Consider the following 25,062-nt stretch of genomic DNA (forward strand, 5'->3'; position numbering starts at 1 on the left):
TTTGATTAAAAACATCATTCTATGCTAAATAAAATAATCCGTTATTTCCTTGACAACAGGGTTGTAACCCTGCTATTATTGATCTTGGTCATTGTCTGGGGTATATCGACCTCTCCATTTAACTGGCACGGAGGTATTATTCCACGTAATCCGATCCCGGTAGATGCAATACCCGATATAGGAGATAACCAGCAGATCGTCGCTACCGAATGGATGGGACGGTCACCCAAAGATATACAAGATCAGATCACTTATCCACTGACTACTTCCCTGCTGGGGATTCCGGGCGTAAAAAGTATCCGTAGTACTTCTATGTTCGGTATGTCATTCATCTATATTATTTTCGATGACAATATTGAATTTTACTGGAGCCGTTCGCGTATCCTTGAAAAACTAAATTCGCTGCCTTCCGGCACCTTACCGGAAGGTGTACAGCCGGCATTAGGCCCGGATGCCACCGCTTTAGGACAAATATACTGGTACACCCTGGAAGGCAGGAACCCCGAAACAGGCAAACCGACCGGAGGCTGGAATGCCGAAGAACTCCGCACCATCCAGGATTTCTATGTAAAATACTCCCTTTCCGCTGCTGAAGGTGTTTCGGAAGTCGCTTCAGCCGGAGGTTTCGTGAAGGAATATCAGATAGAACTGAATCCGGATGCCATGCGTGCATTTAATGTATCCGTCATGGATATCATGAATGCGGTGAAGAAAAGTAATCTCGATATCGGTGCCGAGACTATGGAAATAAATAAGGTAGAATACCTGATCCGCGGGCTCGGTTATATTAAAGATGTATCCGATCTGGAAAAGGCAGTCGTAACAGTTAGGGAAGGGGTGCCGGTGCGCATCTCGGATGTCGCTTTCGTCACTATCGGCCCCGGTACACGGCGTGGCGGACTGGATAAAGAAGGAGTGGAAGCTGTAGGAGGAGTCGTCATTGCCCGCTATGGAGCAAACCCGCTGGAGGTGATCGATAACGTAAAGACAAAGATCAAAGAGATAGAAGCCGGTCTGCCCCAGAAAACACTGGCCGACGGCACAGTATCGAAAGTAAGTGTCGTTCCGTTTTACGACCGAACCGGATTGATTAAAGAAACGATCGGAACGCTGGAGACTTCCCTCTCCCATGAGATACTGATCTGTATCATCGTTATTATCGTACTGGTACTTAACCTGCGGGCATCCGTTGTCATTGCCAGCATGCTGCCTATCGCCGTACTGGCTACATTCATTATCATGAAGTATACCGGGATAGAAGCCAATATCGTAGCCTTATCCGGTATCGCGATTGCTATCGGAGTGATGGTCGATGTCGGTGTGGTCTTTGTAGAAAGCATCATCCGGTATATGGAAATGCCGGAGAATAAAGGGATAAAAGGAGGAAAGGCATTGGTCAACCTGATTTACAAAGCTGTCAGCGAAGTATCAGGAGCGATCGCCACGGCCATGATCACCACAATAGTCAGTTTCCTGCCCGTTTTTGCTATGGAAGCACAGGAAGGAAAGATGTTCTCTCCCCTCGCCTACACGAAGACGTATGCACTGGCTTCGGCTTTCGTACTGGGATTGATCCTGCTGCCTACACTTTCTTACTGGCTGTTCTCCATCCGGATAAACTCGAAGTTAATACGCAAGGTCGCCAATTATATATTGATTGTGGCAGGTATCCTGTTATCGATTATTTACGGAAATATCCCGGTGTTGGGCCTTACGGCTATCGGGTTGAACAACCTGTTCGCTTTCTATTGGAAAAATCCGAAGATGAGCAACTATATCAATATAGGTATTACATTGTTGGTAGCTGTTTATTACCTGTCAGAAGAATGGTTACCGATGGGCCCTCAAGCCGGATTATTCTCCAACATTCTGTTTGTGGCCGCTTGTATCGTCGTTATTTTAACCCTGCTTTGGTTGCTGGTTATATATTACGAACAGATATTACGATGGTGTCTAAGCCATCGCTGGCAGTTCATGACCCTTCCGATAGCCACGATCCTGTTCGGATTTATCATTTGGATGGGATTTAACAGAACGTTCGGTTTCGTAGCTTCCGGCATGGAATTGCTGGGATGGAAAGACTTCCGGCAGACAGCTTTCTGGGAAAAGGCATCCAACGAATTTCCAGGCATAGGCCAGGAGTTCATGCCCAGCCTGAATGAAGGCTCCTTCCTGCTGATGCCAACCAGTATGCCTCACACCGGAGTGGCACAAAATCTCGATTATATCGAAGCACTCGATAAACGGCTGGCTGCCATTCCTGAAGTGGAGACAGCCATCGGGAAATGGGGACGTGTAAACTCAGCCCTCGACCCGGCTCCGGCACAGATGTTTGAGAATACGATCAACTATCGACCGGAATATATATTGAATGAGGACGGACAGCGGGAACGTTTCAAAGTAAACAAACAGGGAGCCTACCTTTTAAAGAATGGCGGCACATACAATCCTTCCGACGGCTTCCAGCTACTGCCCAAAGACAGCCTGATACCCGATCGAAAAGGGGATTACTTCCGTCAATGGCGTCCGGAAATCAAGAATACAGACGATATCTGGCAGCAAATCGTAAACGTGACCCATTTGCCGGGTCTTACCTCTGCCCCTAAACTTCAACCGATCGAAGCACGCCTTGTCATGTTATCGACCGGTATGCGTGCCCCGATGGGATTGAAGATATACGGCCCCGACCTGGAGACGATCGAACAAAGCGGTAAAGCCATCGAACAGGCATTAAAAGAGGTACCTTCCGTAATCCCTTCTTCCGTATTCTACGACAGGGCTGTAGGTGCTCCTTATCTGGAAATCAAGCTGAACAGAGATAACATGGCCCGCTACGGAGTGAATGTAGAAGACCTGCAGGAAGTGTTAAGTGCCGCTGTAGGCGGAATGGTATTGACAACGACAGTAGAAGGACGCGAACGTTTCCCTGTCCGTCTCCGTTACGCCCGCGAATTACGGGATAATCCGGAAGCCTTGTCGATGTTGCTTGTTCCTACGGCAACCGGGGCGCAAGTGCCGTTGAAAGAACTGGCCGACATCGATTATACCCGCGGCGCCCAGATGATACAAAGCGAAAACACCTTCCTGGTAGGCTACGTTATTTTCGACAAAACGTCCGGGAAGGCAGAAGTAGATGTCGTGAAAGAAGCCACCCGCGTATTGGATCAGAAGATAAAAGACGGGGAACTGACATTGGCAAAAGGCGTATCCTATAAATTTGCCGGTAACTACGAACAACAAGAACGGGCCACCCAACGACTGGCCATTGTCGTTCCGTTGGCTTTGCTGATCGTTTTGCTGGTTTTATATTTCCAGTTTAAATCAGTAACGGCTTCCCTCATCCACTTCTCCGGCGTCTTTGTGGCTTTTGCCGGAGGGTTTATCCTGCTCTGGCTGTATGGTCAGGACTGGTTTATGAACTTCTCCGTCGGAGGAGAGAACATGCGGGATCTTTTCCAGATGCACACGATCAACCTGAGCGTTGCCGTCTGGGTCGGATTTATTGCTTTGTTCGGTGTTGCCACCGACGACGGGGTATTGATGGGAACTTATATCCACCAAACCTTCCTGCAACAAGATCCCCGCACGAAAGATGCCATACGGGAAGCGGTAGTAACAGCCGGACTGAAACGTGTACGGCCAGCCGCCATGACTACGGCAACCACGCTGATAGCCTTGCTCCCTGTACTGACTTCCACCGGAAAAGGAGCCGACATCATGGTGCCGATGGCGATCCCTACGTTCGGAGGTATGCTGATACAGTCTATGACCATGTTTGTAGTTCCTGTCCTGCAATGCTGGTGGCGGGAAAGCGCAATCAGGAAAGAACAAAAGAAACAGAACATTCAAAAGGAGAATAACGATGAAGAATAATATCAAAATACAACTTATCCTGACCGGTATCGCCTTGCTACTCGGAGTATCATCCGGGTATGCACAGCAGGCAGACAGCCTGGCTTTCTATCTGGAGACAGCTGCACGCAATAATCCGCTGGTCAACTCCAATTTCGCCCTTTATAAGGCTTCACTGGAAAAAATTCCGCAAGCAGGCGCCTATTCCGATCCGGAACTGGATATCGGCTTTTTCGTCAAACCGATGGAAACACTGGGAGGTAAACAGATTGCAGACTTTACACTCATGCAGATGTTTCCCTGGTTCGGCACCCAAAAAGCGGCACGCAACGAAGCGACAGAAATGTCACGCATGGCCTACGAACAATTCCGCGATGCACGAAACAACCTGTTCTACGAGGTTAAAAGCCAGTGGTATCAGTTATGCAACCTGAACGAGCAGTATAAGAATACACAGGCCAACCTCGTTTTGCTGGAACAGCTGGAACAGCTGGCACTCAAACGTTTCTCTGCTCCGGGTGTCAGGAGCTCATCACCGGTAGCCGCACCGGTTGCAGGTACGACACCTGCTGCTCCCGCATCTTCGGGAAACAGTATGAATAATATGGGAGGAATGGGAAGCAGCCCGCAGGCATCTGCATCCTCACCAGCCTCAAACAACAGTACAATGTCGGAAATGGCGGCAGGATCTATGGGATCAGGAAGTTCTTCCGGAGGCATGTCGGACGTGTTGCGCATCCAGATAGAGAAAGCCGAACTGGAAAACAACCTGGAAGTGATCGTCTCCAACCGGATCGCCGCCGAAGCCCGCTTCAATGCTTTGCTGAATCGGGATCAGCAAGCAAGAGTAGCTGTACCGGACACACTGGAACAACTCCGTTTCCTGGTAGACGACCAGACGATGACCGACAGTATTATTCTGGCAAACCCGATGTTGTCGATGCTGGAAGCAGAAGCGAATGCCTATAAGGCCAAGGCGATCATGGATAAAAAGATGAGTTATCCGATGTTCGGTATCGGCCTGCAATATTCCGTGGTCGGTAAATCGGATAATACTATGGTGATGCCTGATATGAACGGAATGGATATGGTCATGCCCATGTTTAAGATCAGTATTCCGATCTTCCGGAAGAAATACAATGCACAGCAACGGGAAAGTAAACATTATCGCCAGGCAAGCGAACTGAAATATGAAAATACGCTGAACCAACTACAGGCAGAATATCAGACCGTCAAACAGCAGTTGGCAGATGCAGCCCGTAAAATCAACCTTTATAAAAAACAACGGGATCTGGCTTTATCGACCTGGCAGCTGATGGTAAGAGAATTCTCTGCCGGAGTCAGCAGCCTTACCGATGTGATCCAACTCGAACGCCAGTTGCTGGATTACAGTCTCAAAGAAAGTGAAGCTATTGCCGAATACAACACAATGGTAGCCGGCATGGAAAAATTAGTAGCAACCTCATTAAATGATTAATCGTATGAAAAAGATAAAAGAATGGATCAAGACAAAGCAAGTTCAGTATATATTATTTGCACTGGCAGGTTTATTAATCGGATGGCTGCTGTTCAGCCCTTCCTCAACAGTTCCGCAGGCAGACAGCGGACATCATGACCACGACAGCATAGCAGGACATTCCCACAGCCATGACCTGCAACAAGACGAAAACGGAGTCTGGACATGCTCCATGCACCCTCAGATCCGGCAGGACAAACCGGGTAAATGCCCGATATGCGCAATGGATCTGATACCGGTACGCAAAAGCAACCACGGTGACGAAAACGTTGATCCGTCAGCCATCCAGCTATCCGAAGAAGCAATGGCTCTGGCCGATGTGCAGACATCACGCGTCAATAAGGAGAATCCGGTCAAACAGGTACGCCTGTATGGTAAAATAGCCCCGGACGAACGAAGCCTGCAATCGCAAACGGCGCATGTGGGGGGACGTATAGAAAATCTGGCAGTCGACTTTACCGGTGAAACAGTCCGCGCCGGACAGACACTTGCCACCTTGTACTCTCCCGAACTGTTTACCGCCCAGGAAGAATTGCTGGAAGCATTGAAGATGCAACAACCGGCATTGATCAAAGCGGCCAGGGAAAAGTTACTGCTCTGGAAAATGACCGATGCACAAATAACAGCCATCGAACAATCGGGTGCCACCTCTCCTATCGTCGAGATCAAAGCCAATACCAGCGGTATCGTTATGTCGAAAAAGGTCAGCCAGGGAGATTATGTATCACAAGGTGCGGTACTATACGACGTGGCCAATCTTTCCAAAGTATGGGCGATGTTCGATGCATACGAAGTAGACCTTCCTTTCCTGGGCAAAGGTGATCCGGTAGAATTCACTTTGCAGGCTCTTCCCGGCAAAACATATAAAGGCAGGATCGCATTTATAGATCCGATCGTGAATGCAACCAGCCGCACAGCCCGTGTACGTGTGGAAGTTGCCAACCCGAACATGGAACTAAAGCCGGAAATGTATGCAACAGCCCTGGTCGACGCTCCTTTAAAAGGGTATAAAGACCAGATTGTCATTCCCCAAACGGCAGTGCTTTGGACAGGCAAACGGGCTATCGTATATGTCAAACAACCGGATATCTCCACTCCCACTTTCCAGATGCGGGAAGTAGAACTGGGGCCGTCTTTAGGAAATGCTTATGTCATACTGAAAGGATTATCCGACGGAGAAGAGATCGTAACGAACGGCGTCTTTTCCATAGACGCCAGTGCCCAGCTGGAAGGAAAACCTTCTATGATGAATAACGACGGAAACGCCGCCCATCCAATGACCAGACACGAAGGACATCAGATGCACGGCACGACAAACGCACAAAGCGAACATGCCATGTTCGGTGTGAAAGGAGCCTGCGATATGTGTAAACAGCGTATCGAAAGTACAGCCAAAGGCATAAAGGGAGTCACTTCGGCCATGTGGGACAAAGATGCCCAGATGATCCATTTGCAGTTCGACCCCAAGAAGACATCCGTCGATGCCGTAGCCAAAGCCATTGCCAATGCCGGACACGACAACGACAAGTATAAAGCAGACGACAGTGTTTACAACAAGCTCCCGGCTTGCTGTAAATACCGTCCGTAGAAGAGTGAAGCGCAAACAAAAAGGGCTACAATCATTTTTGTATCCCTTTACCGTTTGCGCCTCTAAAATTAATCCTCTTCTTATTAATAATACGTCTCTGTCAGTGGAATATTAACCTCTACGGATATCATTCCGCTACTATCGCTACAAAAACGCACCTTATTTTCCCGAGCTAACCAACCCAACGCAAGGAAAATAACAGACTCTTTACAATGAGTCATTTCCCCGATTTTCCTGATGGACATGTTGCCCCTCTCTGCAAGCAAACGCCAGATCTTACCGGCATTTGAGCCAACGTCATTCTTATTCATAACACTCCATTTTTGATATGTGACTTAAAACTAATAATAATAAGTAAAACAGAGGTGTTCTATTTTACTGCCTTATTAGTCAATTATACCATTATTCATCAATTATTCCTTCTCAGAAAACAAAATGACTTTGTTTTATACTTATAAAACACTTCTCCGCAATAAAAGTTCAACAAAAAAAGCCGGTATTTGAATTAAATTGAAAGAATAAATAAATTCTCACTTACAATCAGATACAAATTACTGTTTTCTTTCATTATCAGAGCAGCAACAAAAGAAAACAGGAAATATCCAAAACAAAGCCTCTGTGTAAAATGTTTGAAATATAACAGAACATTAATAAAAGAGTACGATAATGGACGATTACGAATTAATTGATAACACAGAGAACCACCAATACGAATTTCATATTGGCAAACTGGTTCCGAAGATCGAGTATATTAAATCAAAAAATGGGGAAATTTATCTCACACACACGGAAGTTCCTGTCCAACTGGAAGGGAAGGGTGTAGGCAGTCAACTGGTAGAAAAAGTACTGAAAGATATCGAAAGACAGGAATTACGACTGGTTCCGCTATGTCCCTTTGTAGCCGGATACATTAAAAAGCATCCGGACTGGCGACGCATCGTCATGAAAGGTATCAACGTAGGATAAAGGATAGAAATTAGATAAAGCGATTATAGATATGGGAAAGAAAATTGAATATTCAAACGGCGAGTTGACCATTATATGGCAACCCGAACTATGTAAACATGCAGGTATTTGTGTAAAAACATTACCCCAGGTATATAATCCAAAGGAAAGACCTTGGATAAAAATAGAAAATGCAACCACTGATGAATTGATCGCGCAGATCAACAAATGCCCTTCAGGGGCACTTAGTTACAGACTTAATAAAAAAGAATAGATATATAATATAAAGAAAAGCTATAACTTAAGTTCAGACTTCCGTCGGGTTCGTTCACATACCGGCGGAAGTCTTTTTATTTTAGAAACGTAAACCAGCTGTCAGGGCATCGAATTATAATAACGCCACGTATCATCCCGCTTACGGTTCTTCCGCTTGTTTCTTTCTTTTTTGGAGAAAACCCATTTCAGCATATCATCCAGGGAGAAATAGAGTTTCACCGATCCGCCTACGGTTCCTCGCTTCTGCCCGTCTTTCACCACATCCGACGAATACAGGTTCTTCCCTCCTACAGCTGCCGTCACCGGAAGTTTTCCTACTTGTATTTCTTTTTTATCGATCAAACGTGTGGGCGGCGGCGTATAGGCCCCTTTGTTTATCGGCAAACAGGTATCCAACTCTATTACATACAAACGGTACACACTGGGCGGCATCGATTTATATATCAGACGATCGCGCACAGTATCCGCATCGGCATGCAAATATTCGGAAAAGTCTTTCAGGATAGGCAACTCCGTCGGGGCTTCCAGCATTTGCTGTCCGGGTTCGTCCTCCAGGTGGATAAATGTACCGCTATCGATCGCCTTCTGAAACTCCGGGTTGATACGGATCGTATCTTTTCCCGATAGAACACCCGACAACCATACCGAGTCCTTCTCACTCCAACTTTGTGCATATAGCCGGATATGCGAGACTCCCATCAACATCAGAATAAGTAAACACTGCTTCAACATCATGCTATATAAACGGTAAAAAGAATCGTATACTGCATGACAAGAACACAGATCGAATAGAAAAAAACGTTTGTTTACTGCAAATGGGCTTTGTAAACTTAGTGAATATTCATACTTTTACTGCCGGTTTCAAATGGAGAACACTCACGGCGAAATATTTATGAACTAACAATATAATATGTATGAAAAAGATTATTTCCTTATTTCTGGCCGCCACCGCCTTTGCCTGTACGCAGGAAAAGAGCGTGGATGTAACTGTGACAAACCCGTCCGCCATCGCCCGCTCGAATGAGATTACAGAGATTTCAATGGATGCAGTAGCCAAACTGAATGGCGAGTCTTTCATTATCTCCGACAACAACGGAACACAGATCCCTTATCAGATCACCTACGACAAAAAAATTATTTTCCCCGTTGATGTGAACGCAAACAGCAGCGTTACTTATAAGATCGAACCGGGGACACCGGAAGAGCCAGCAACGGTTGCCTGTGGTAAATTCTATCCGGAACGGGTGGATGATATCGCCTGGGAAAACGACCGTATCGCTTTCCGTACCTATGGCCCGGCTCTGCAAGCCACCGGCGAACAGGCTTTCGGCTACGATATATGGGTGAAGTGTGTATCGGAGCCTGTTGTCGACATGCGTTACAAGACAGAACTAAATCCGGAGTCGAGAGCCCAAATAGCCGAACTGCGAAAGACAGACAAGAAGGCTGCACAGGAATTGGCTAACTCCATCTCCTACCATATCGATCATGGGAACGGACTGGATTACTACAAGGTAGGCCCGACATTGGGTGCCGGTACTTCCGCCCTGTTGGCTAACGACTCTATTGTTTATCCGTACTGCTATAAGGAGTATGAAATCCTGGATAACGGCCCGCTGCGTTTCACAGTGAAGCTGGTCTACAACCCGCTTAAAGTAAAAGAAGATGCTTCCGTGATTGAAACACGCCTGCTTTCATTGGATGCAGGTTCGCAACTGAACAAAGTAACTCTGTCGTTCGATAACCTAAGTGAACCGACCCCGCTTGTAACAGGTATCGTTCTGCATGAACCGAGCAATGATTACCAGGCTGATGCTTCAAACGGTTACATCGCTTATGCCGATCCGGAAGACCCGGAAAACGGACAGATCTATGTTGCCGCCGTATTCCCCGAAAAGATCAGTGAAGCCAAAGCGGTAAACTTCTCCGACCAGGAGAAAAAGCAACGTGGCGCCGATGGTCATGTGTTGGCTTATACGACTTACACTCCGGGAAGCAATTATACATATTACACCGGAGCCGGATGGAGCAAATGGGGCTTCCGCAACTCTGCCGAATGGTTCAAGTATGTACAGGAATTTGCACAGAAGGTTAAACAACCGTTGCAGGTAACCGTGAAATAAGTTTTTCGTAAAATCTGCCTTCATGCCTTCATAAAGACAGGTTATCAGCTAATATACAAACACTTACAAATGAAGCCACCCGGTAAAGTGCATTCATCCGATGAAGGCAGTACAACCGGGTGGCTTCATTTGTAAAACACTAATTATAAGCATTATAAGACTCACCATGAAGGCATGAAGGCTAAAAATAAAAAAACTCTTTATCAGAGGATAAGCCCACCGTAGGAAGCAACACTTCCGATACTAACACATATATACTATGTTGGTAACACGATAGATATGACAAACTAAATGTTAAGTCAGCACCCAATAATTCTACCCTGTAGAGGGTAATCGATTATCCTGTACACCCTGGCGGATTATCCTGTACAGGCTGTTGTGCTACCCCCTACACCCTGGCAATAGAAAGTCCTTACTTATCCGATAAATAGTAGGGAGATTTGAATTTGTTTCCCCTATACTTCACGCTAGTCTGTGGCAATCTCCTTCATCGGATCCCAAAACACACGCTTCCAGTCTTTGATACGGTTATTCTCCACCATCACACCTTCTTCTGCCAGTTTTTCCTGCATTTCCGTAGGAGTGCCGAAAGCATCTTTGCCGGACAGGATGCCCTGGCTGTTTACGACACGGTAGGCAGGGATGCCGGTTTCCGCACTGTTGCAGTTACCTAAAACAGTTCCTACCATCCGCGACATATTCGGATAACCGATCGAGCGGGCTATCGCGCCATAACTGGTGGCACGACCCCGCGGAACGGTTTTTACCATTTGGTAGACAGCCTGTATAAAGTCTGCCTTATCAAAGTTCGACATGCTGAAATCAATTAAAGTTTACCGGCCAGTTCGTTCAACAATTCATTCCCGCCGGTTATCGTATCCCCGTTTTCATTAAAAATACCGATCAGATAACGTCCTTTCCAGAGAGACGGGATATCTCCGTTATAACGGTCTTTAATCAGCAATTCGCCCTCTTTTACCTCCTGCGGTTGCTTGGTGAAAGCCATATACTGGGTCAATACATCTTTTACACCTTCGGGAGTGCCTCCATCCAATATAAATAACTGGAAACTCTGTCCGCCGCGTTCATACCTGGCCGTGTAAACGGAACGCAGGAATTCATGGCCGATAAAGTTGGATGTTATATAACTGACGGAATAAGGGATCTTTCCTTCTTCCGGAAACAAACGGACTACCAACGGATAAGCGGCTTTGGCATCGATCTTTTCCGCCAACCCTTTTCCTATGGACTGCAATTCAGCCGACACATCACCGGAAACGTTGCTCCATATCTTCAGATACATATTTCCGGCAAAGAAATAAAGGTTGGTCTTATCCCCCTGCGCTTCTCCCCCGATGGGAAGGAAAGCCAGATCCGAAGAACGTTCCGAGGAATACATGCCGAAAGCATCCTCAGGGGTTGCATGACGGTAGGCCTGTATAGTGATGTAATCGGCTCCTTTCTTGTACTCCATCGAAGTCATTTCCCTGAAATTATTCTCGATGAAAAGCGGGGCGGCACCGTTGATCCGGTCAAACAGGTTGTCGGGATTGAACACTTCCACTTCATCCGAGATTGTCCAACCGGGCACCGCCGGCAACCACGATTTCAGTTCGTCCGGCGTTTGTGCCTTCAGCGGACAAACGGGCAAAAGGAATAAGAGCAACAAATAATTGATGTATCTCATAACGGGTATTTATTAAGTCAGAAATTCATTCGGAACCTGCATAACCGGCGTGATAGCGGCTATCTTTGCCGATACGTCGAACCCGGAAGGACACGTCACCCGGCAGGTATCGCAATTCGTACAGATATCCGGCGAAAGGTTCAGCTCCGCCAACGTCTCTTTCGACATCTTCGAATATTTATAGCCATAAGCATACATGTAGGCACGCATGATATCAGGAATAGGAAGATGTTCGGGACACTGCGTTTGGCATTTTCCGCATTGCTGGCAATACAACATTTCCTGTCCGCAGAGGGAAGCCAGATATTCCTGTTCGCCGGAAGTCAGTTCCGGATTGCGGCCGGCAGCCAGACATTCCTCCAGTTCGTCGTAATTGGAAAAACCGGGAATAGCGGTCGTTATATGTTCATTCTTCCAGGCCCATTTCAGACAGGCTTCTGCATTGATCTTCTTCTTACCGGCCGCATCTTCTGTTCCTCCGGTCATGGTCTTCATGGCAACCAGACCGATACCGGCTTTGGCGGCACGGGCAATGGCTTCTTCCGTTTCTTTCAGATTGGAGAGTTTGAAGTTATAGCTCAGCAGGATCACATCGTAAATTCCGGCTTCAATGGCTGCATCCAACAGTTCCGGTTTACCGGCATGTGCAGAGAATCCGATGAAACGGGTTTTGCCCTCTTCCTTCAACTTCTTCAGGACGGCAATCACACGTTCGTCTTTCACCTCTTCGACCTTGCTCAAAGCATGTGCGTAGAACAGGTCTACCTGATCCATTTCCAACCGTTTCAGGCTCAGGTCGACAAGATCGGTATAGGTTTGTTCGAAATCATCTTTCAGCGGATAATCGAATTTACCTTTGGTGGCGATGAAGAAGCTGTCGCGTTTTTTCCCGGCGAAGAACTTCCCCAGCATTTCTTCGTTCTTTCCGTTCTGATACCCGTGAGCCGTATCAAAATGGAACAGTCCGGAGTTGTAAGCGGCTCTTACGACATTCGGATTATCAGCACGCATCACTCCCATACTCAGGATCGGAAGTTTTACCCCCGTTCGGCCAAGCGTACGGACAGGGATTTCATTCTCATTACCGGGCTGACCGGTACGGGTTGCAGCGACACCCGGCATAAGCAGGGCACCGGCTCCCGCAGTGGCCGAAAGCCTGAAAAAAGCTCTTCGATTAATACGTTTGGTTTTCATAGGATATAGAATTATATATGTGTGCTTATCGTCCTGTCCTTCACAAATATAGAAAGATTTATCAAAATAGTTCACTTTTTCCATAGGGTATTTATTTCCTGAACGATCTTATTAGTACAAACGAGTAATATTCACCTTTAAAACAATACAGAGATGAAAACGCAGTATAGACAATCCATCCGATTTTTGCTTGTCATGCTATTGGTAGTAGGAATGAGTCCGCTTCAGGCACAGGTACTAGAGCGTGACGATGAGAACGCAGACTACATCACCGTTAGCGGAGTCGTTAAAGACAAGCAAAATAAAAAGCGACTGGAATATGTAAATATCTCCATTCCGGGCAGCACTTCAGGAACCATCACGAACGAGGAAGGGGAATTCTCTTTCAAGATCAAGGATGCCTCTCATGTGAAAGCGGTAGAAGTATCGCATATCGGATACTATAATAACAAAGTAACGCTCAACGGGGGCGATATTTCAGACCTGACCGTCTGGATGACTCCTTACGAGAACATGCTCGACGAGATCATCATCCATGCCCGCGAACCACGGCTTATCGTAGAAGAAGCGGTCAGAAAGATCCCGGCAAATTATAGTAAGAAGACAAATATGCTGACAGGTTTCTATCGCGAAACAGCACAAAAAGGAAAAAGATACATCAATATATCCGAAGCGGTGATCGATATTTACAAGACTCCGTATAACGAGTCGGCAGATCACGACCGGGTGCAGATATACAAAGGCCGCAAACTGTTGAGCCAGAAGAAAAGCGATACGCTTGCCGTGAAACTTCTCGGTGGCCCTACGATGTCGGTCTATGTCGACATAGTAAAGAATCCGGATGTATTGCTCGATTTGGAATGCCTTTCTTATTATACATTCAAGATGGAAGAATCGACCAATATCGATAACCGTCCGCAATATGTGATCAGTTTCCAGCCACAGGTGATCATGCCGTATGCCCTGTATTACGGAAAACTGTACATAGACAAGGAACGACTCTCATTTACCCGTGCAGAATTCAACCTGAGCATGGACGACCGCAACAAAGCGACCCAGGCCATCCTCAAAAAGAAACCGTTCGGATTACGTTTCCGCCCGCTCGAAGTGGCTTACCTGGTGACTTACAAGGAAAGGAACGGCGTAACTTATCTGAACTACATACGCAACGGGGTACGATTTAAATGTGACTGGAAACGCAAACTGTTCTCAACCAATTACACCATTATTTCGGAAATGGTCGTGACGGATGGCAAAGAGGATAATGTTGGCGGTATTCCGTACAAGATGGCATTCAAGGAATCACAATCATTGTCCGACAAGGTGGAAAACTTTATGGATGAAGATTTCTGGGGCGCTTACAATATCATCGAACCAACGGAATCGCTGGACAGCGCAGTAAACAAATTAAAAAAGCAACAGAAATAAATCTCAATATCTTTTCGTACATTTGAAGGACTCTAAACAGAAAGATCCGCGGCATGATAAACGACTTATTCGTATTAACTAAGATTAAAGAGGGGAACGTCAAGGCGTTCGAAGGCATCTTCCGGCTCTATTACTCCCCTCTTTGCCTGTATGCCGCAGGGATCACCGGAAACAGGGATGTGGCCGAAGAGATCGTGCAAGAGCTCTTTTACGTATTCTGGAAAGAAAAGGAGAAGCTACAGGTGTTCCGCTCCATCAAAAGTTACCTGTACGGGGCGGTACGCAACCAGGCTCTCCAATACTGCGAACACTTGGAAGTGCGCAACCGGTACAGGGAAACCGTCTTAGCGGGCAACCCCGATGGCAAACCTTCCGATCCGCAGGATCAACTGGAATACAAGGAACTGGAAACACTGATCGACAAGACGCTTAAAAAGCTGCCGGAACGCCGGCTCCGCATCTTCCGGATGCATCGCTTTGAAGGAAAGAAATATGCAGAGATAGCCTCTATCCTCTCCCTCTCGGTCAAAACAGTGGAAGCCGAAATGACAAAGGCGCTTCAAACGCTCAGAAAAGAAATTGAGAATTATACACAAACAGTATGACTCGGAAAGAAAAGGACAACAGAAAAACGGACCAGGCATGGACAACACTTTACAACCGCCTGGAGAAGGATGGTTTGATCACCCAAGCGGAGACAGCTCGTCCATCGCTTCGTCTGACTGCATTCAAATGGACAGCAGCTGCTGCTGTCATATTACTTTGTACATATATCTCCATCAACTATTTCAATCAAACAGAAAAGGAAATCGACCGGAACCTGCTTACCCGGCAGAATATGGAAACAACGACGCTGGCCACCACGCTTGAAGACGGTTCCATCGTCTATCTGGCCGGAAACGCAGCCATCCATTATCCGGAACATTTCCAGCCGGACAAGAGGGAAGTTTCCTTGCAGGGCAATGCGCTTTTCGATGTCACCGGAAACCGCACGCGGCCTTTCCTGATCGAAACGGAAGAGACACGTATCGAAGTACTGGGCACGGCCTTTAATGTGAAAAGCGACGGAAGCCGGCCTTTCGAACTGTCCGTACAGCGGGGAGTGGTGAAAGTGACCCTGAAAAAGAATGGACAGGACGTTTATGTCAAAGCCGGAGAGACAGCGACTCTCGCTTCCCGTAAACTCCACGTAAACCAGACCAGGCATCCGGAACAATTCTCGGAATATACCCGGCAGATACATTTTAAAGACGAACGGTTGGCCGACATCCTGCGTATCATCAACCTCAACACGGAAGATATACGTTTGCAGACCGTCCCCGCTCTGGAAGACCGGAAGCTGACCGTTACTTTCTTCAACAATTCGCCGGAAAGTATTGCCGAACTGATTTGCGGAGCCCTGAACCTGAAATATACACGTGATAAGAATGTGCTTACGTTGCATGAGAACTAACAGGATAAAAACAACCCGAGGTGAAACAGAACGTCACATATCGCATACTCTACTTCCTCATCGGACTACTGCTGGCCGTAGCAGTTCCTTTGCAGGCAGATGATAACGATATTCTCGACCGTGTCATCCATCTTTCCAAAAACAAGGAAACGGTGTATCACCTGTTGGGGGAAGTGTCCGAACGTTCCGGCTACCTTTTTATCTACGACAGTAAAATTATCGACAATGAGCAGGTCGTTAAAATTCCGGGCGGTAAATATACCGTCAGGGAAGCGATCCAGCTGATCACAGGGAATAAGCAACTCGGTCTCCGGGTGATCGGAAACCACATACTGATCTCACCGCCCGTAGAAGCGCCCCCGGTAAAGGTCGAACCGGTTCTTCCCGACAGCATCCGTTACTTCACGCTCGAAGGTATTTTGCGCGACAAATACAGCAATGAGCCTATTCCATTTGCTACCGTCGGTATCAGTGCGGAAGCGATAGGAAGCATCACAAACCAGGGGGGAGAATTCAGGCTCCGTTTGCCGGACTCCCTGCGTCAGTCACAAATCAGCTTTTCTCACCTGGGTTATCAGCCGCTTGAAATGTCCGGCGAGTTGCTGGCGGAGCGTTACAGTATGCTTACACTGGAGCCCAAAGTGATCTCCTTGCAGGAAGTTGTCGTCCGCATCGCAAACCCGTTGCGTTTATTGCGCGAGATGCAGGACAAAAAGAAACAGAATTACTCGCAGGAACCGGTCTACATGACCTCTTTCTACCGGGAAGGGATCGAACGGAAAAATAAGTTCGTCAGCCTGACGGAAGGCGTTTTTAAAATTTATAAAACGGCCTATAATAACCAGAACACGGTCGACCAGGTGAAATTGTTAAAAATGCGCCGCATCACCAGCAACCAGGAAAAAGACACCGTTGTCGCTAAGATGAAATCGGGGCTCAATGCCAGTATTACATTGGATATCATAAAGAATATGCCGGATTTCCTGATACCTGAAAGCGAGGTAAACTATCCTTATGTCTTTGCCCATTCCGACATCACCGTCATAGACAACCGGATGGCAAACGTGATCTCTTTCGAGCAACGCAACTTTATCACGACTCCGCTTTATAAGGGAAACTTATATATCGACTCCGAGAACAGCGCCCTGCTTCGCGCGGAGTTTGAGCTGCATCCCAAATACGTTAAAGAAGCCGCCGGCATGCTGGTCGAGAAGAAGAGCCGTAACTTGAAAATCACGCCGCAAAAAGTAATTTACACCGTCACCTACAAACCGTGGAACGGCACTTATTATATCAATCATGTAAGGGGCGACCTGCATTTTAAAGTGAAACAAAAAAGGCAGTTATTCGGCAGTTCCCCGCTTCATGTATGGTTCGAAATGGTTATATGTAAAACGGACACTGTTAATGTTAACCGTTTTACACGAAAAGAAACATTATCTACCCGAACCGTCTTTTCTGAAACAAAATTTAGCTATGATGAGAAGTTTTGGGGTGACTTTAATGTCATTCCACCGGAAGAAAAACTGAATGAAGCAATAGGAAAAATATCGTCGAAGATTGAAGAAACAGGTTACTAAAGGCTTAAAAATCATAAAGAGGGCCTTTTCTCAAAGGCCCTCTTTATAGGTTTTTAATAGGTATTAGTCTTTAAGGCAAAAAGATTGTTTAGGTTATCTGGATGCAAAGATGCGGGATTTTATGTTACTGCGCAAATAAAAAAAGATATTATAAAACACATTTTTAAAATTATCGAAACTTATTTGCAGCTTCTTCTATTTTTTAACATTTGCTCCCGTAGCTTAAAAATTGGTTTACCAAGGCAAAAGCACACATATTCTGTGAAATAACAAGCAAAATAACGCTGGTTATTTTACTTATTGCTACTTTATATCTTTTTCCCATCTTCCGGAGAAATGGAGCTAACCTTCTAATACTTGCAAATATACAAATGTTTTTTTAATAAATATGATAGGCCGGGAGCTGATAATCGCATGTGTATTTTGTGTATTTTTGCACCCGTATCAAGGTGACATCAGGTACAGAGTATAAACGTTTAAATTATCTTTTTTTGCATGTATACCGTAGTTAAGCGAATGGAAGTTTCAGCCGCACATAGCCTGAAGCTCTCCTATCCCAGCAAATGTGAGAACCTGCATGGTCACAACTGGATTATCACAGTTTATTGTCGCTCGAAGGAACTAAACGCCGATGGTATGGTGATCGATTTCAGCCATATCAAGAACTTAATCAAGAGCAAACTCGATCATCAGAACTTAAACGAAGTTCTCCCCTTCAACCCGACAGCAGAGAACATGGCCCGGTGGATTTGTGACCAAATACCCACCTGTTATAAAGTAGAAGTAAATGAATCAGAATCAAACACAGCGATCTATGAGAAAGATTAATCAGATTTTTTATAGCCTTCAGGGGGAAGGCTATCATACGGGAAAGGCGGCTGTCTTTATCCGTTTTTCAGGGTGTAACCTGAAATGTAGTTTCTGCGATACAGAACATGAGGAAGGAACATTGATGTCGGATGAAGAGATCATCAGGACGATTTCCGCCTATCCTTCCAACCTGGTCGTACTGACCGGTGGCGAACCTGCTTTATGGATCGATGAAGAATTTATCGACCTGCTCCACAAAGAAGGCAAATATATATGTATAGAGACGAACGGCACGCGCAAGTTGCCGGCAAATATCGACTGGGTGACTTGTTCGCCGAAGGAAGGTGCTCCTATCTGCATCGACCGGATGGATGAAGTGAAAGTGGTTTACCTCGGACAGGATTTGTCCTCTTATATCAATCTGCCGGCTAAGCATCATTATATACAGCCTTGCTCCTGCCGGAATACTCCCGAGATTGTAGAATACATCCTCCAACATCCGGAATGGCAACTCAGCTTGCAGACACATAAACTGATCGATATTCCCTGACCGGTTCTGTATGCTGCATCTGTAAGGGCGGTTCGCGAGCCGCCCCTACCAACAACACTATATTTAAAACAGTATCTTACTATACAGTCATCTTATTCAATATCTTCGGGAACTGGATGGCAAAAATAATCGTGCAACAAATAGCTGCGGTTGCATCGGAAATAGCTTCTGCCGAATAGACACCGATCATTCCCATAAAACGCGGCAAGATAAGCGCAAGCGGAATAAGTAAAAGTACTTTCCGGAGCAAGGCAATAAAAATGGAGATCTTTGCCTGCCCAAGAGCCACAAACATATTCTGACAGGCACGCTGCAAACCGAAAATAGTCATTCCCGCTAAAAAGACAGGCATCACTTCCTTCACCGTTCCGATAAGTTCTTCGTCTGCCGTAAAAGCCGAAGCAATAACCGACGGGAACAAGATCATAAACAACATCAAAGCGAAATTAAACAGGAACATAACAGTCATAGCGATCTTGAAACATTCCTTCACCCGTTCCCGGTTGCCATGTCCATAATTATAACTCACGATAGGAACAAATCCCAAAGCAAATCCGGTGAGCGGAACACTGACAAAGAGCATCGCACTCTGCATCACAGTCAATGCGCTTACATAAATATCCCCGAATGTCTTCAGCGTCCCGTTCAGGACGAAACCGACCAAGCTTTCGGTACTGGCCATAATAAAAGGCGAAGCCCCCAACGCCAGTATAGCTCCGATCACTTTCCTGTCCGGTTTCATATACCGGGTTTCGAGCCGTAAGGAAGCACGGGAGGAAGTAAGAAACAACAATACCCAGAGAGCAGTAGCCGCCTGCGAAATAATCGTGGCAAGTGCAGCCCCTTTCACACCCATATCGAAAACAAAGATGAAAAGCGGATCGAGCAGGATATTGAGTACCGCACCGATCACCACCGACCACATCGCTATGCCCGGACGCCCCTGCGTATTGATAAAGGTATTCAGACCGACCGAAACCTCCACGAACAACGTTCCGATAAGATAGATCGAAAGATAATCCGTCGCATAACCGAGCGTCTGTTCGGAAGCACCGGTAAACAACAGTATCGGCTCCATAAAGATATATGCCAACGCAGAAGTCAGGACAGTGAACAACAGGAGCAATACAAACCCGTTTCCAAGTATCCTCCCGGCATGCTGACGGTTGCCTTGTCCCAACGCAATGGCGGCAAGCGGCGCACCTCCTCCGGCCACAATAGCGGAAAAGGCGGAGATCAGGATAATAATAGAACCGGCCACACCGATACCCGCCAGCGCCAACGTACCTATTCCGGGAATATGCCCGATATAAATACGATCCACAATATTATAAAGCAGATTGACCAACTGGGCAACGACTGCCGGAAGCGCCATCTTAAAAACGAGCGGCAGCATACGATCCGTACCCAGCCGCTCTTCATATACATTATTCATGCGCTAAGATCAAAGATACCGCACTTCCATTCCCCGAACGGTATCATCGATGGTGCCATTGTCATAAACCAGTTCTCCGTTGACAAACGTCTGGCAGACGCTGTGATGGAAAGTCGTTCCTTCAAAAGGAGCCCAACCGCATTTATACAGGATGTTTTCCGGTGCCACAGTCCAGCTCTTATCGGGATCGACCAGCACAAGGTCGGCATAATAGCCCGGACGGATGTATCCGCGACGGTCGATATGGAACAGGTCGGCCGGCATATGCGCCATCTTTTCCACCACCTTTTCATACGTGAAGCAACCTTCGGCCACCAGTTCGAGCATAGCCACCAGCGAATGCTGTACCAACGGGCCGCCCGAAGCTGCTTTCAGGCAACTTCCCTCCTTCTCCGACAAGAGATGCGGAGCGTGGTCGGTCGCCACAATATCGATCGTATTGTTTTTAACTGCCTCGCGTAAGGCAATACGGTCTTCCAACGTCTTGATAGAAGGGTTCCATTTGATACGGTTGCCATATTTGGCATAGTCGCCATCGTGGAACCAGAGATGATGCACGCATACTTCCCCTGTAATTTTCTTTTCGCTCAAAGGGATCGCGTTACTCAGCAAAGAAAGCTCTTTGGCTGTGGACAGATGGAGAATATGCAGGCGCGAGTTCAGGCGCGTAGCCAATTCCACTGCTTCCGAAGAAGAGGCATAACAAGCCTCCTCACTCCTGATCTTGCTATGATAAGAAATATCGAGATCCTCGCCATACAATCCCGTATAATAAGCCAGGTTGCGTTTGATCACTTCCTCCTTTTCCGCATGGATCGCGATCAGCATATCCGCTTCACCGAAGATACGTTCGAGACTGTCTTTCTTGTCAACCAGCATATTCCCGGTAGAAGAGCCGAGAAAGAGCTTCAACCCCGGCACACGGCTGCGATCCAGTTTGCGGATCTCATCCATATTATCGTTCGTTCCTCCGAAGAAGAAAGAATAGTTGGCGGCCGACGTTTCCGCCCCCCGTTGCAGTTTCCATTGCAGGTCGGCGATCGTGGTCGTCTGCGGCTTGGTGTTCGGCATATCCATGAAAGTCGTTATACCACCGGCTACGGCAGCACGGCTTTCGCTGGCGATATCTCCTTTATGGGTCAGACCCGGTTCACGGAAATGCACCTGGTCGTCGATAGCGCCCGGCAATAAGAATTTACCTTCGGCGTCGATCACCTTTACATTATCGGTTGTTGCCGGAACAGCACCTTCAAATACTTCGGCTATTTTATCACCATTAATAAGGACTGATCCCTTAAACATACGTCCTTCGTTAATGATGCAAGCGTTTTTTATCAGAATTTTATTCATATGCTTTGTGTTTATTTTTCACAAATGTACATGATTCTATTCAAAAACAACACAAGCGCGGGCGGTTATTCATAAGAATAGGCCTGAATTTCTACCGGGCCGATCAAACCGGACGATTGCAACGGCGAATCGGATTTCCAGGGATTCACATTTGTCCATGTGCCACGCTCCGGCTCCGGCAACAGGCTGTCGCCTATCAAACGGTTCATCCAGTTGTTCACCACTTCCACTTCGATCAGGTTCTCCCCTTCCACCAGGTATTCCCCGACCGGCAAGCGATAAGGCATTGTCCATACGCCACCTGCATACTGTCCGTTCACCTTTACTTTGGCCATCACCATCACCTTTCCCAAATCCAGATAAAGCGGCTTCTGAGGTAATTCGGGCAATGTGATCCGATTGGTGTAGACTGCTTTTCCGGAGAAATAGCGGATCGACGCATCCGCAGAAGTCGTCCAGTCCTTCAGTTCCGGGAAAGTAACAGTTTCCGACGGCCCTCTTTTCCCTTTCTCAAAAGCGACCTGCCAGGGAGAAGCGACCGTTGCCAACACTTCTTTATGCGGATAATTCCGGGCGGCCGTTTTCTTCGGGGAGCCTTTTTTACGGAATATAAGGAATGAACTTTCATATCCTTCCAGACGCACCGGGACAGTGGTCACCTCACCGGAACAAGTGAACTCCGGAAGATAACGGATCTCCGCCGTCAACGGGTTCCACAACTCCGGTAATTTGCCGGATACGCGGAATGCCGGATTGATCTCCACCGGTTCGCCACTTTGGTTGGAGATAAAATAAATATCCCCTTCATGCGTCGCCCGATGAATAAACAACACCGGAGCACCGGAGTCGACACGCATATCAGGCTTTATATTCAGGGCATCCAGCACCGGCTGCAGATTGTCCGTCGATGCGTACAAACGTCCTTTCCCTATTTTCTTCATGGGTTCCTTCTTTTCTCCCCAAAGCTCGGTAGCCAAAGCCTTCACTTCCTGATCGGCTGCCGGATAATTGCTCAGGCTCGGGGAATATTCCGGTGCCGGGCCAACGATACAAGCTCCGGCGTGCAACAAGTCTTTCAGTTTCCGCAAGACTTCTGGACGCATCGTCTTCAATTGCGGCAAAACAAGCAGGCGGTATTTCATGCCGCCTGGCAAGACGATCCTGCCGTCTTTCACGGTGGCACGTTCCAATAACACTTCCGCATTGATATAATCGAAAGAATAGCCCGCAGGAAGTGCCGGTGTACAGACGCCTGTCATCTTGGGCGCATCCTCACCAATAAAATAGGCTACATCCGCCACATAATCCCCTTGTTGCAACAGGAAGTTACAACGTTTCAGATAGTTGGTAAAAACATCCATCTGGCTGAACCAGGTATTCTTCCGGTTAAACTCATTCCCGAACCAGGCATCCATTCCCGGCTCGCGGTCTTCGAACGGCTGATGGATATACACATGCAATAACGTGCTGTTTATCCCTTCCGTAAAGAAACGATCCCCGCGCTGCTTCATCAGATTGGGATAGCGGCTGAACGCAGGCCCTCCGCTGGTGAAGGATTCAGCCCAGATGCGTTTCTTCCCGTAGATATGTCCGCAGGAAGAAGCCGCCCGGTTCTCGATGTCACCCAGCGAGCCTTCGCTCCAGAACTCTCCGGCTATCTCGTCGGACTGGCCACCATATTGCAGGAACTCACCCGGGAAACCCCAATGGCCGTAATTCTCCAGCCAGGTCGTCAGCCCGTATTGATGGCAGACATCCCGCAAGCCACCCACATAATCGTAGGAAACACGGTCGGCCACCAGACGACGCAAGTCCCAGAGGAAACGATCCGAGAGATCGGGACTGCCGACCACAACGCCATTCAACACCGGAAGATACGGAACAGGATCGTACCCGTAACGTTCTTTGAAAACATCGATCATATCGTCCGTCCAGTTCTGCCCGCCGGTTTCATAGCTGTCCTGCACCACGACCTTGAATGTTTTCCGGTCGGCTTCCGGGATGCGTTTCAGGATCTCGCCGATAAAGGCGTCGAAATGGAAAGCGACGTGTTTGCGGCTCATCTTATCGATCTCCGGCCCTGTTGCTTCGGGTGCCGCCGGCGAGTTTGTCACACCAGTCGGAAGCATAACCATCCGCCGGATCACCCAGTCGCCTGCCGGCACTTCCCAGTTCAACACGCCATGCTGTGCGAAAACAGTCACGTCTTTGACCTTCTCCGGAGAAACCAGCAAAGAAGCATCACTGACAGCCGGCTGTTCCTTCCAAAGATAATCGTCCCACATAGGCAGCGGAGTCTGGAACATCTTCGCCAACGACTTTTCCGGATAGCGCTCCACCATCGGAGATGAAGAAAGCGTCACCTCGCCATTCGCTCCCCCTTCGTCCGACATTTCCAGGCGGAACTGCGAAGCGGTAACTTCCGGAAGGGAAATAACGACAGGTGCATAAGGATCGAAGCCGACATTGAGAGCCGGATTACTCCGGTCGATCGTAAACTCCCTGACCAGTTCTTCCTGCCCTCCTTTTTTCGCCCATAACTTGGCAGCCGTTTTAAAAGGAGTATTCACCCGGAAAAGCAGGGTGCGGATTGTTTCTTTCTTATTGAAGAACAAGACAGTCGAAGAGGCTTGCCCGGACTTCTTCCTTACAGGCCAGCTTTTCTCCACGGTGGGCTCGGCGGATGCCGGATAAGCGATTACACAGACTTCCTGCTCCTCTTTGCCAACGGAAGGCAAAGTAAGTTGCATATATTTTGGCCCCGAAACGACCGTGTCGGCAGAGGTCAGATAACGCATGGCCTGCGTGCTCTTCACCCACGGGCCGCCGGACTGGCTCCATCCCGGACTATTGAATATACCGATTTCGATATCCAGTTCCGTGGCTTTCTTCAAGGCCGCATGCAGCACCTCCCACCATTCGGGACTCAACAGTTTATTATCGCCATAAGGAATACCATCGATCCCGATGTTCCCGATAAAGGCACGGTTGATACCGGCCACTTTCATCGCTTCCAGGTCACGCTCGACCCCTTCTTTCGATAAGTTATCGGAAATCCAGTACCAGTAAACACCGATCTGCACACTATCGGGAATAGAGCGAAAACCCTCCTCAATCCGGGCAAAGGAAGCCGACCGATCCGTCTTACTACAAGAGAAAAGCCCCTGGCTGGCGCAGGCAAGAAGGCATAAAAAGAATAAGTGTGTTATTTTCGTCATAATACATCAGTTTAGCTGTTAGCAAAAACTCACATAAGTATCTATACGTACAAAAAT

The 25,062-nt window shown here is 47.4% G+C and carries 20 protein-coding genes; 12 read left to right on the top strand and 8 right to left on the bottom strand.

Features of this window, described 5'->3' with window-relative positions; all coding sequences use genetic code 11:
• Positions 1 to 21: 21 nt before the first annotated feature.
• From HMPREF1212_RS13075 to HMPREF1212_RS13085, 3 genes are read left to right on the top strand one after another with little or no spacing between them, the layout of a single operon-like run.
• On the top strand, positions 22 to 3,873 hold the full coding sequence (locus HMPREF1212_RS13075; RefSeq protein ID WP_046149656.1) for an efflux RND transporter permease subunit: 3,852 nt from the start codon (positions 22 to 24) through the stop codon (positions 3,871 to 3,873).
• Entirely contained in the window at positions 3,863 to 5,329 is a 1,467-nt protein-coding gene (locus tag HMPREF1212_RS13080; protein WP_046149657.1) for a TolC family protein, read from the top strand. The genes HMPREF1212_RS13075 and HMPREF1212_RS13080 overlap by 11 nt, the downstream gene beginning before the upstream one ends.
• A 4-nt stretch (positions 5,330 to 5,333) precedes the next feature.
• Positions 5,334 to 6,956 (top strand): efflux RND transporter periplasmic adaptor subunit, encoded by a 1,623-nt coding sequence (locus tag HMPREF1212_RS13085; RefSeq protein ID WP_046150381.1) that lies wholly within the window; start codon positions 5,334 to 5,336, stop codon positions 6,954 to 6,956.
• 83 nt (positions 6,957 to 7,039) lie between these two features.
• On the opposite strand, the gene HMPREF1212_RS13090 is transcribed toward HMPREF1212_RS13085, so the two are convergent.
• Positions 7,040 to 7,267 (bottom strand): winged helix-turn-helix domain-containing protein, encoded by a 228-nt coding sequence (locus tag HMPREF1212_RS13090; protein WP_028726657.1) that lies wholly within the window; start codon positions 7,265 to 7,267, stop codon positions 7,040 to 7,042.
• A gap of 352 nt (positions 7,268 to 7,619) precedes the next feature.
• Between HMPREF1212_RS13090 and HMPREF1212_RS13095 the strand changes: the two genes are divergently transcribed.
• The gene (locus tag HMPREF1212_RS13095; RefSeq protein WP_028726658.1) at positions 7,620 to 7,922 is read left to right on the top strand and encodes a GNAT family N-acetyltransferase; all 303 of its coding nucleotides are present in this window, start codon (positions 7,620 to 7,622) and stop codon (positions 7,920 to 7,922) included.
• A gap of 31 nt (positions 7,923 to 7,953) precedes the next feature.
• Complete coding sequence (locus HMPREF1212_RS13100; RefSeq protein ID WP_028726659.1) at positions 7,954 to 8,175, top strand: (4Fe-4S)-binding protein; 222 nt, start codon at positions 7,954 to 7,956, stop codon at positions 8,173 to 8,175.
• Between the two features lie 101 nt (positions 8,176 to 8,276).
• Here HMPREF1212_RS13100 and HMPREF1212_RS13105 read toward each other — a convergent pair whose 3' ends face one another.
• Positions 8,277 to 8,912, bottom strand: a complete 636-nt coding sequence (locus HMPREF1212_RS13105; RefSeq protein WP_046149658.1) for a hypothetical protein — start codon at positions 8,910 to 8,912, stop codon at positions 8,277 to 8,279.
• A 179-nt stretch (positions 8,913 to 9,091) separates the two neighbouring features.
• On the opposite strand from HMPREF1212_RS13105, the gene HMPREF1212_RS13110 reads away from it, so the two are divergent.
• Positions 9,092 to 10,300, top strand: a complete 1,209-nt coding sequence (locus HMPREF1212_RS13110; RefSeq protein WP_028726661.1) for a DUF4861 domain-containing protein — start codon at positions 9,092 to 9,094, stop codon at positions 10,298 to 10,300.
• A gap of 467 nt (positions 10,301 to 10,767) precedes the next feature.
• Here HMPREF1212_RS13110 and HMPREF1212_RS13115 read toward each other — a convergent pair whose 3' ends face one another.
• Genes HMPREF1212_RS13115 through HMPREF1212_RS13125 form a run of 3 tightly spaced genes read right to left on the bottom strand, consistent with a single transcriptional unit; the run spans position 10,768 to position 13,181 of the window.
• Positions 10,768 to 11,115, bottom strand: a complete 348-nt coding sequence (locus HMPREF1212_RS13115; protein ID WP_028726662.1) for an MGMT family protein — start codon at positions 11,113 to 11,115, stop codon at positions 10,768 to 10,770.
• An 11-nt stretch (positions 11,116 to 11,126) separates the two neighbouring features.
• A complete protein-coding gene (locus HMPREF1212_RS13120; protein WP_046149659.1) occupies positions 11,127 to 11,987 on the bottom strand; it encodes a DUF6599 family protein in 861 nt (286 codons plus the stop codon).
• A 12-nt stretch (positions 11,988 to 11,999) separates the two neighbouring features.
• Positions 12,000 to 13,181, bottom strand: coding sequence for an aldo/keto reductase (locus HMPREF1212_RS13125; RefSeq protein WP_046150382.1), 1,182 nt, complete (start codon positions 13,179 to 13,181; stop codon positions 12,000 to 12,002).
• Between the two features lie 153 nt (positions 13,182 to 13,334).
• On the opposite strand from HMPREF1212_RS13125, the gene HMPREF1212_RS13130 reads away from it, so the two are divergent.
• The 6 genes from HMPREF1212_RS13130 to HMPREF1212_RS13155 all read left to right on the top strand — a co-directional run bounded on the left by HMPREF1212_RS13130 (position 13,335) and on the right by HMPREF1212_RS13155 (position 19,002).
• Positions 13,335 to 14,609 (top strand): carboxypeptidase-like regulatory domain-containing protein, encoded by a 1,275-nt coding sequence (locus tag HMPREF1212_RS13130; RefSeq protein WP_028726665.1) that lies wholly within the window; start codon positions 13,335 to 13,337, stop codon positions 14,607 to 14,609.
• Positions 14,610 to 14,662: 53 nt separating this feature from the next.
• Entirely contained in the window at positions 14,663 to 15,214 is a 552-nt protein-coding gene (locus tag HMPREF1212_RS13135; protein WP_028726666.1) for an RNA polymerase sigma-70 factor, read from the top strand.
• The gene (locus HMPREF1212_RS13140; RefSeq protein ID WP_028726667.1) at positions 15,211 to 16,062 is read left to right on the top strand and encodes a FecR family protein; all 852 of its coding nucleotides are present in this window, start codon (positions 15,211 to 15,213) and stop codon (positions 16,060 to 16,062) included. Before HMPREF1212_RS13135 ends, HMPREF1212_RS13140 begins: the two co-directional genes overlap by 4 nt.
• A gap of 20 nt (positions 16,063 to 16,082) precedes the next feature.
• Positions 16,083 to 17,642 (top strand): STN and carboxypeptidase regulatory-like domain-containing protein, encoded by a 1,560-nt coding sequence (locus HMPREF1212_RS13145; RefSeq protein WP_044191584.1) that lies wholly within the window; start codon positions 16,083 to 16,085, stop codon positions 17,640 to 17,642.
• Between the two features lie 495 nt (positions 17,643 to 18,137).
• Complete coding sequence (gene queD / locus HMPREF1212_RS13150) at positions 18,138 to 18,470, top strand: 6-carboxytetrahydropterin synthase QueD (RefSeq protein ID WP_028726669.1); 333 nt, start codon at positions 18,138 to 18,140, stop codon at positions 18,468 to 18,470.
• A complete protein-coding gene (locus HMPREF1212_RS13155; RefSeq protein ID WP_028726670.1) occupies positions 18,457 to 19,002 on the top strand; it encodes a 7-carboxy-7-deazaguanine synthase QueE in 546 nt (181 codons plus the stop codon). Before queD ends, HMPREF1212_RS13155 begins: the two co-directional genes overlap by 14 nt.
• 79 nt (positions 19,003 to 19,081) lie before the next feature.
• Here HMPREF1212_RS13155 and HMPREF1212_RS13160 read toward each other — a convergent pair whose 3' ends face one another.
• From HMPREF1212_RS13160 to HMPREF1212_RS13170, 3 genes are all read right to left on the bottom strand, one after another.
• The gene (locus HMPREF1212_RS13160; protein WP_046149660.1) at positions 19,082 to 20,437 is read right to left on the bottom strand and encodes an MATE family efflux transporter; all 1,356 of its coding nucleotides are present in this window, start codon (positions 20,435 to 20,437) and stop codon (positions 19,082 to 19,084) included.
• Between the two features lie 9 nt (positions 20,438 to 20,446).
• Positions 20,447 to 21,787 (bottom strand): dihydroorotase, encoded by a 1,341-nt coding sequence (locus HMPREF1212_RS13165; RefSeq protein ID WP_046149661.1) that lies wholly within the window; start codon positions 21,785 to 21,787, stop codon positions 20,447 to 20,449.
• 65 nt (positions 21,788 to 21,852) lie between these two features.
• Positions 21,853 to 25,005: a glycosyl hydrolase gene (locus tag HMPREF1212_RS13170; RefSeq protein WP_046149662.1), complete on the bottom strand. Its 3,153-nt coding sequence runs from the start codon at positions 25,003 to 25,005 to the stop codon at positions 21,853 to 21,855.
• Positions 25,006 to 25,062 lie beyond the last annotated feature (57 nt).

The organism is Parabacteroides sp. HGS0025, from assembly GCF_000969845.1.
GTDB lineage: Bacteria > Bacteroidota > Bacteroidia > Bacteroidales > Tannerellaceae > Parabacteroides > Parabacteroides gordonii.

Bases quoted from the DNA above. Each gene is read 5' to 3' on its own strand.
- HMPREF1212_RS13090 (WP_028726657.1), bottom strand. From the start codon at position 7,267: ATGAATAAGAATGACGTTGGCTCAAATGCCGGTAAGATCTGGCGTTTG.
- HMPREF1212_RS13110 (WP_028726661.1), top strand. From the start codon at position 9,092: ATGAAAAAGATTATTTCCTTATTTCTGGCCGCCACCGCCTTTGCCTGT.
- HMPREF1212_RS13115 (WP_028726662.1), bottom strand. From the start codon at position 11,115: ATGTCGAACTTTGATAAGGCAGACTTTATACAGGCTGTCTACCAAATG.
- HMPREF1212_RS13120 (WP_046149659.1), bottom strand. From the start codon at position 11,987: ATGAGATACATCAATTATTTGTTGCTCTTATTCCTTTTGCCCGTTTGT.
- HMPREF1212_RS13130 (WP_028726665.1), top strand. From the start codon at position 13,335: ATGAAAACGCAGTATAGACAATCCATCCGATTTTTGCTTGTCATGCTA.
- queD (WP_028726669.1), top strand. From the start codon at position 18,138: ATGTATACCGTAGTTAAGCGAATGGAAGTTTCAGCCGCACATAGCCTG.
- HMPREF1212_RS13075 (WP_046149656.1), top strand. From the start codon at position 22: ATGCTAAATAAAATAATCCGTTATTTCCTTGACAACAGGGTTGTAACC.
- HMPREF1212_RS13165 (WP_046149661.1), bottom strand. From the start codon at position 21,787: ATGAATAAAATTCTGATAAAAAACGCTTGCATCATTAACGAAGGACGT.
- HMPREF1212_RS13170 (WP_046149662.1), bottom strand. From the start codon at position 25,005: ATGACGAAAATAACACACTTATTCTTTTTATGCCTTCTTGCCTGCGCC.
- HMPREF1212_RS13125 (WP_046150382.1), bottom strand. From the start codon at position 13,181: ATGAAAACCAAACGTATTAATCGAAGAGCTTTTTTCAGGCTTTCGGCC.
- HMPREF1212_RS13100 (WP_028726659.1), top strand. From the start codon at position 7,954: ATGGGAAAGAAAATTGAATATTCAAACGGCGAGTTGACCATTATATGG.
- HMPREF1212_RS13135 (WP_028726666.1), top strand. From the start codon at position 14,663: ATGATAAACGACTTATTCGTATTAACTAAGATTAAAGAGGGGAACGTC.
- HMPREF1212_RS13105 (WP_046149658.1), bottom strand. From the start codon at position 8,912: ATGATGTTGAAGCAGTGTTTACTTATTCTGATGTTGATGGGAGTCTCG.
- HMPREF1212_RS13085 (WP_046150381.1), top strand. From the start codon at position 5,334: ATGAAAAAGATAAAAGAATGGATCAAGACAAAGCAAGTTCAGTATATA.
- HMPREF1212_RS13080 (WP_046149657.1), top strand. From the start codon at position 3,863: ATGAAGAATAATATCAAAATACAACTTATCCTGACCGGTATCGCCTTG.
- HMPREF1212_RS13140 (WP_028726667.1), top strand. From the start codon at position 15,211: ATGACTCGGAAAGAAAAGGACAACAGAAAAACGGACCAGGCATGGACA.
- HMPREF1212_RS13155 (WP_028726670.1), top strand. From the start codon at position 18,457: ATGAGAAAGATTAATCAGATTTTTTATAGCCTTCAGGGGGAAGGCTAT.
- HMPREF1212_RS13160 (WP_046149660.1), bottom strand. From the start codon at position 20,437: ATGAATAATGTATATGAAGAGCGGCTGGGTACGGATCGTATGCTGCCG.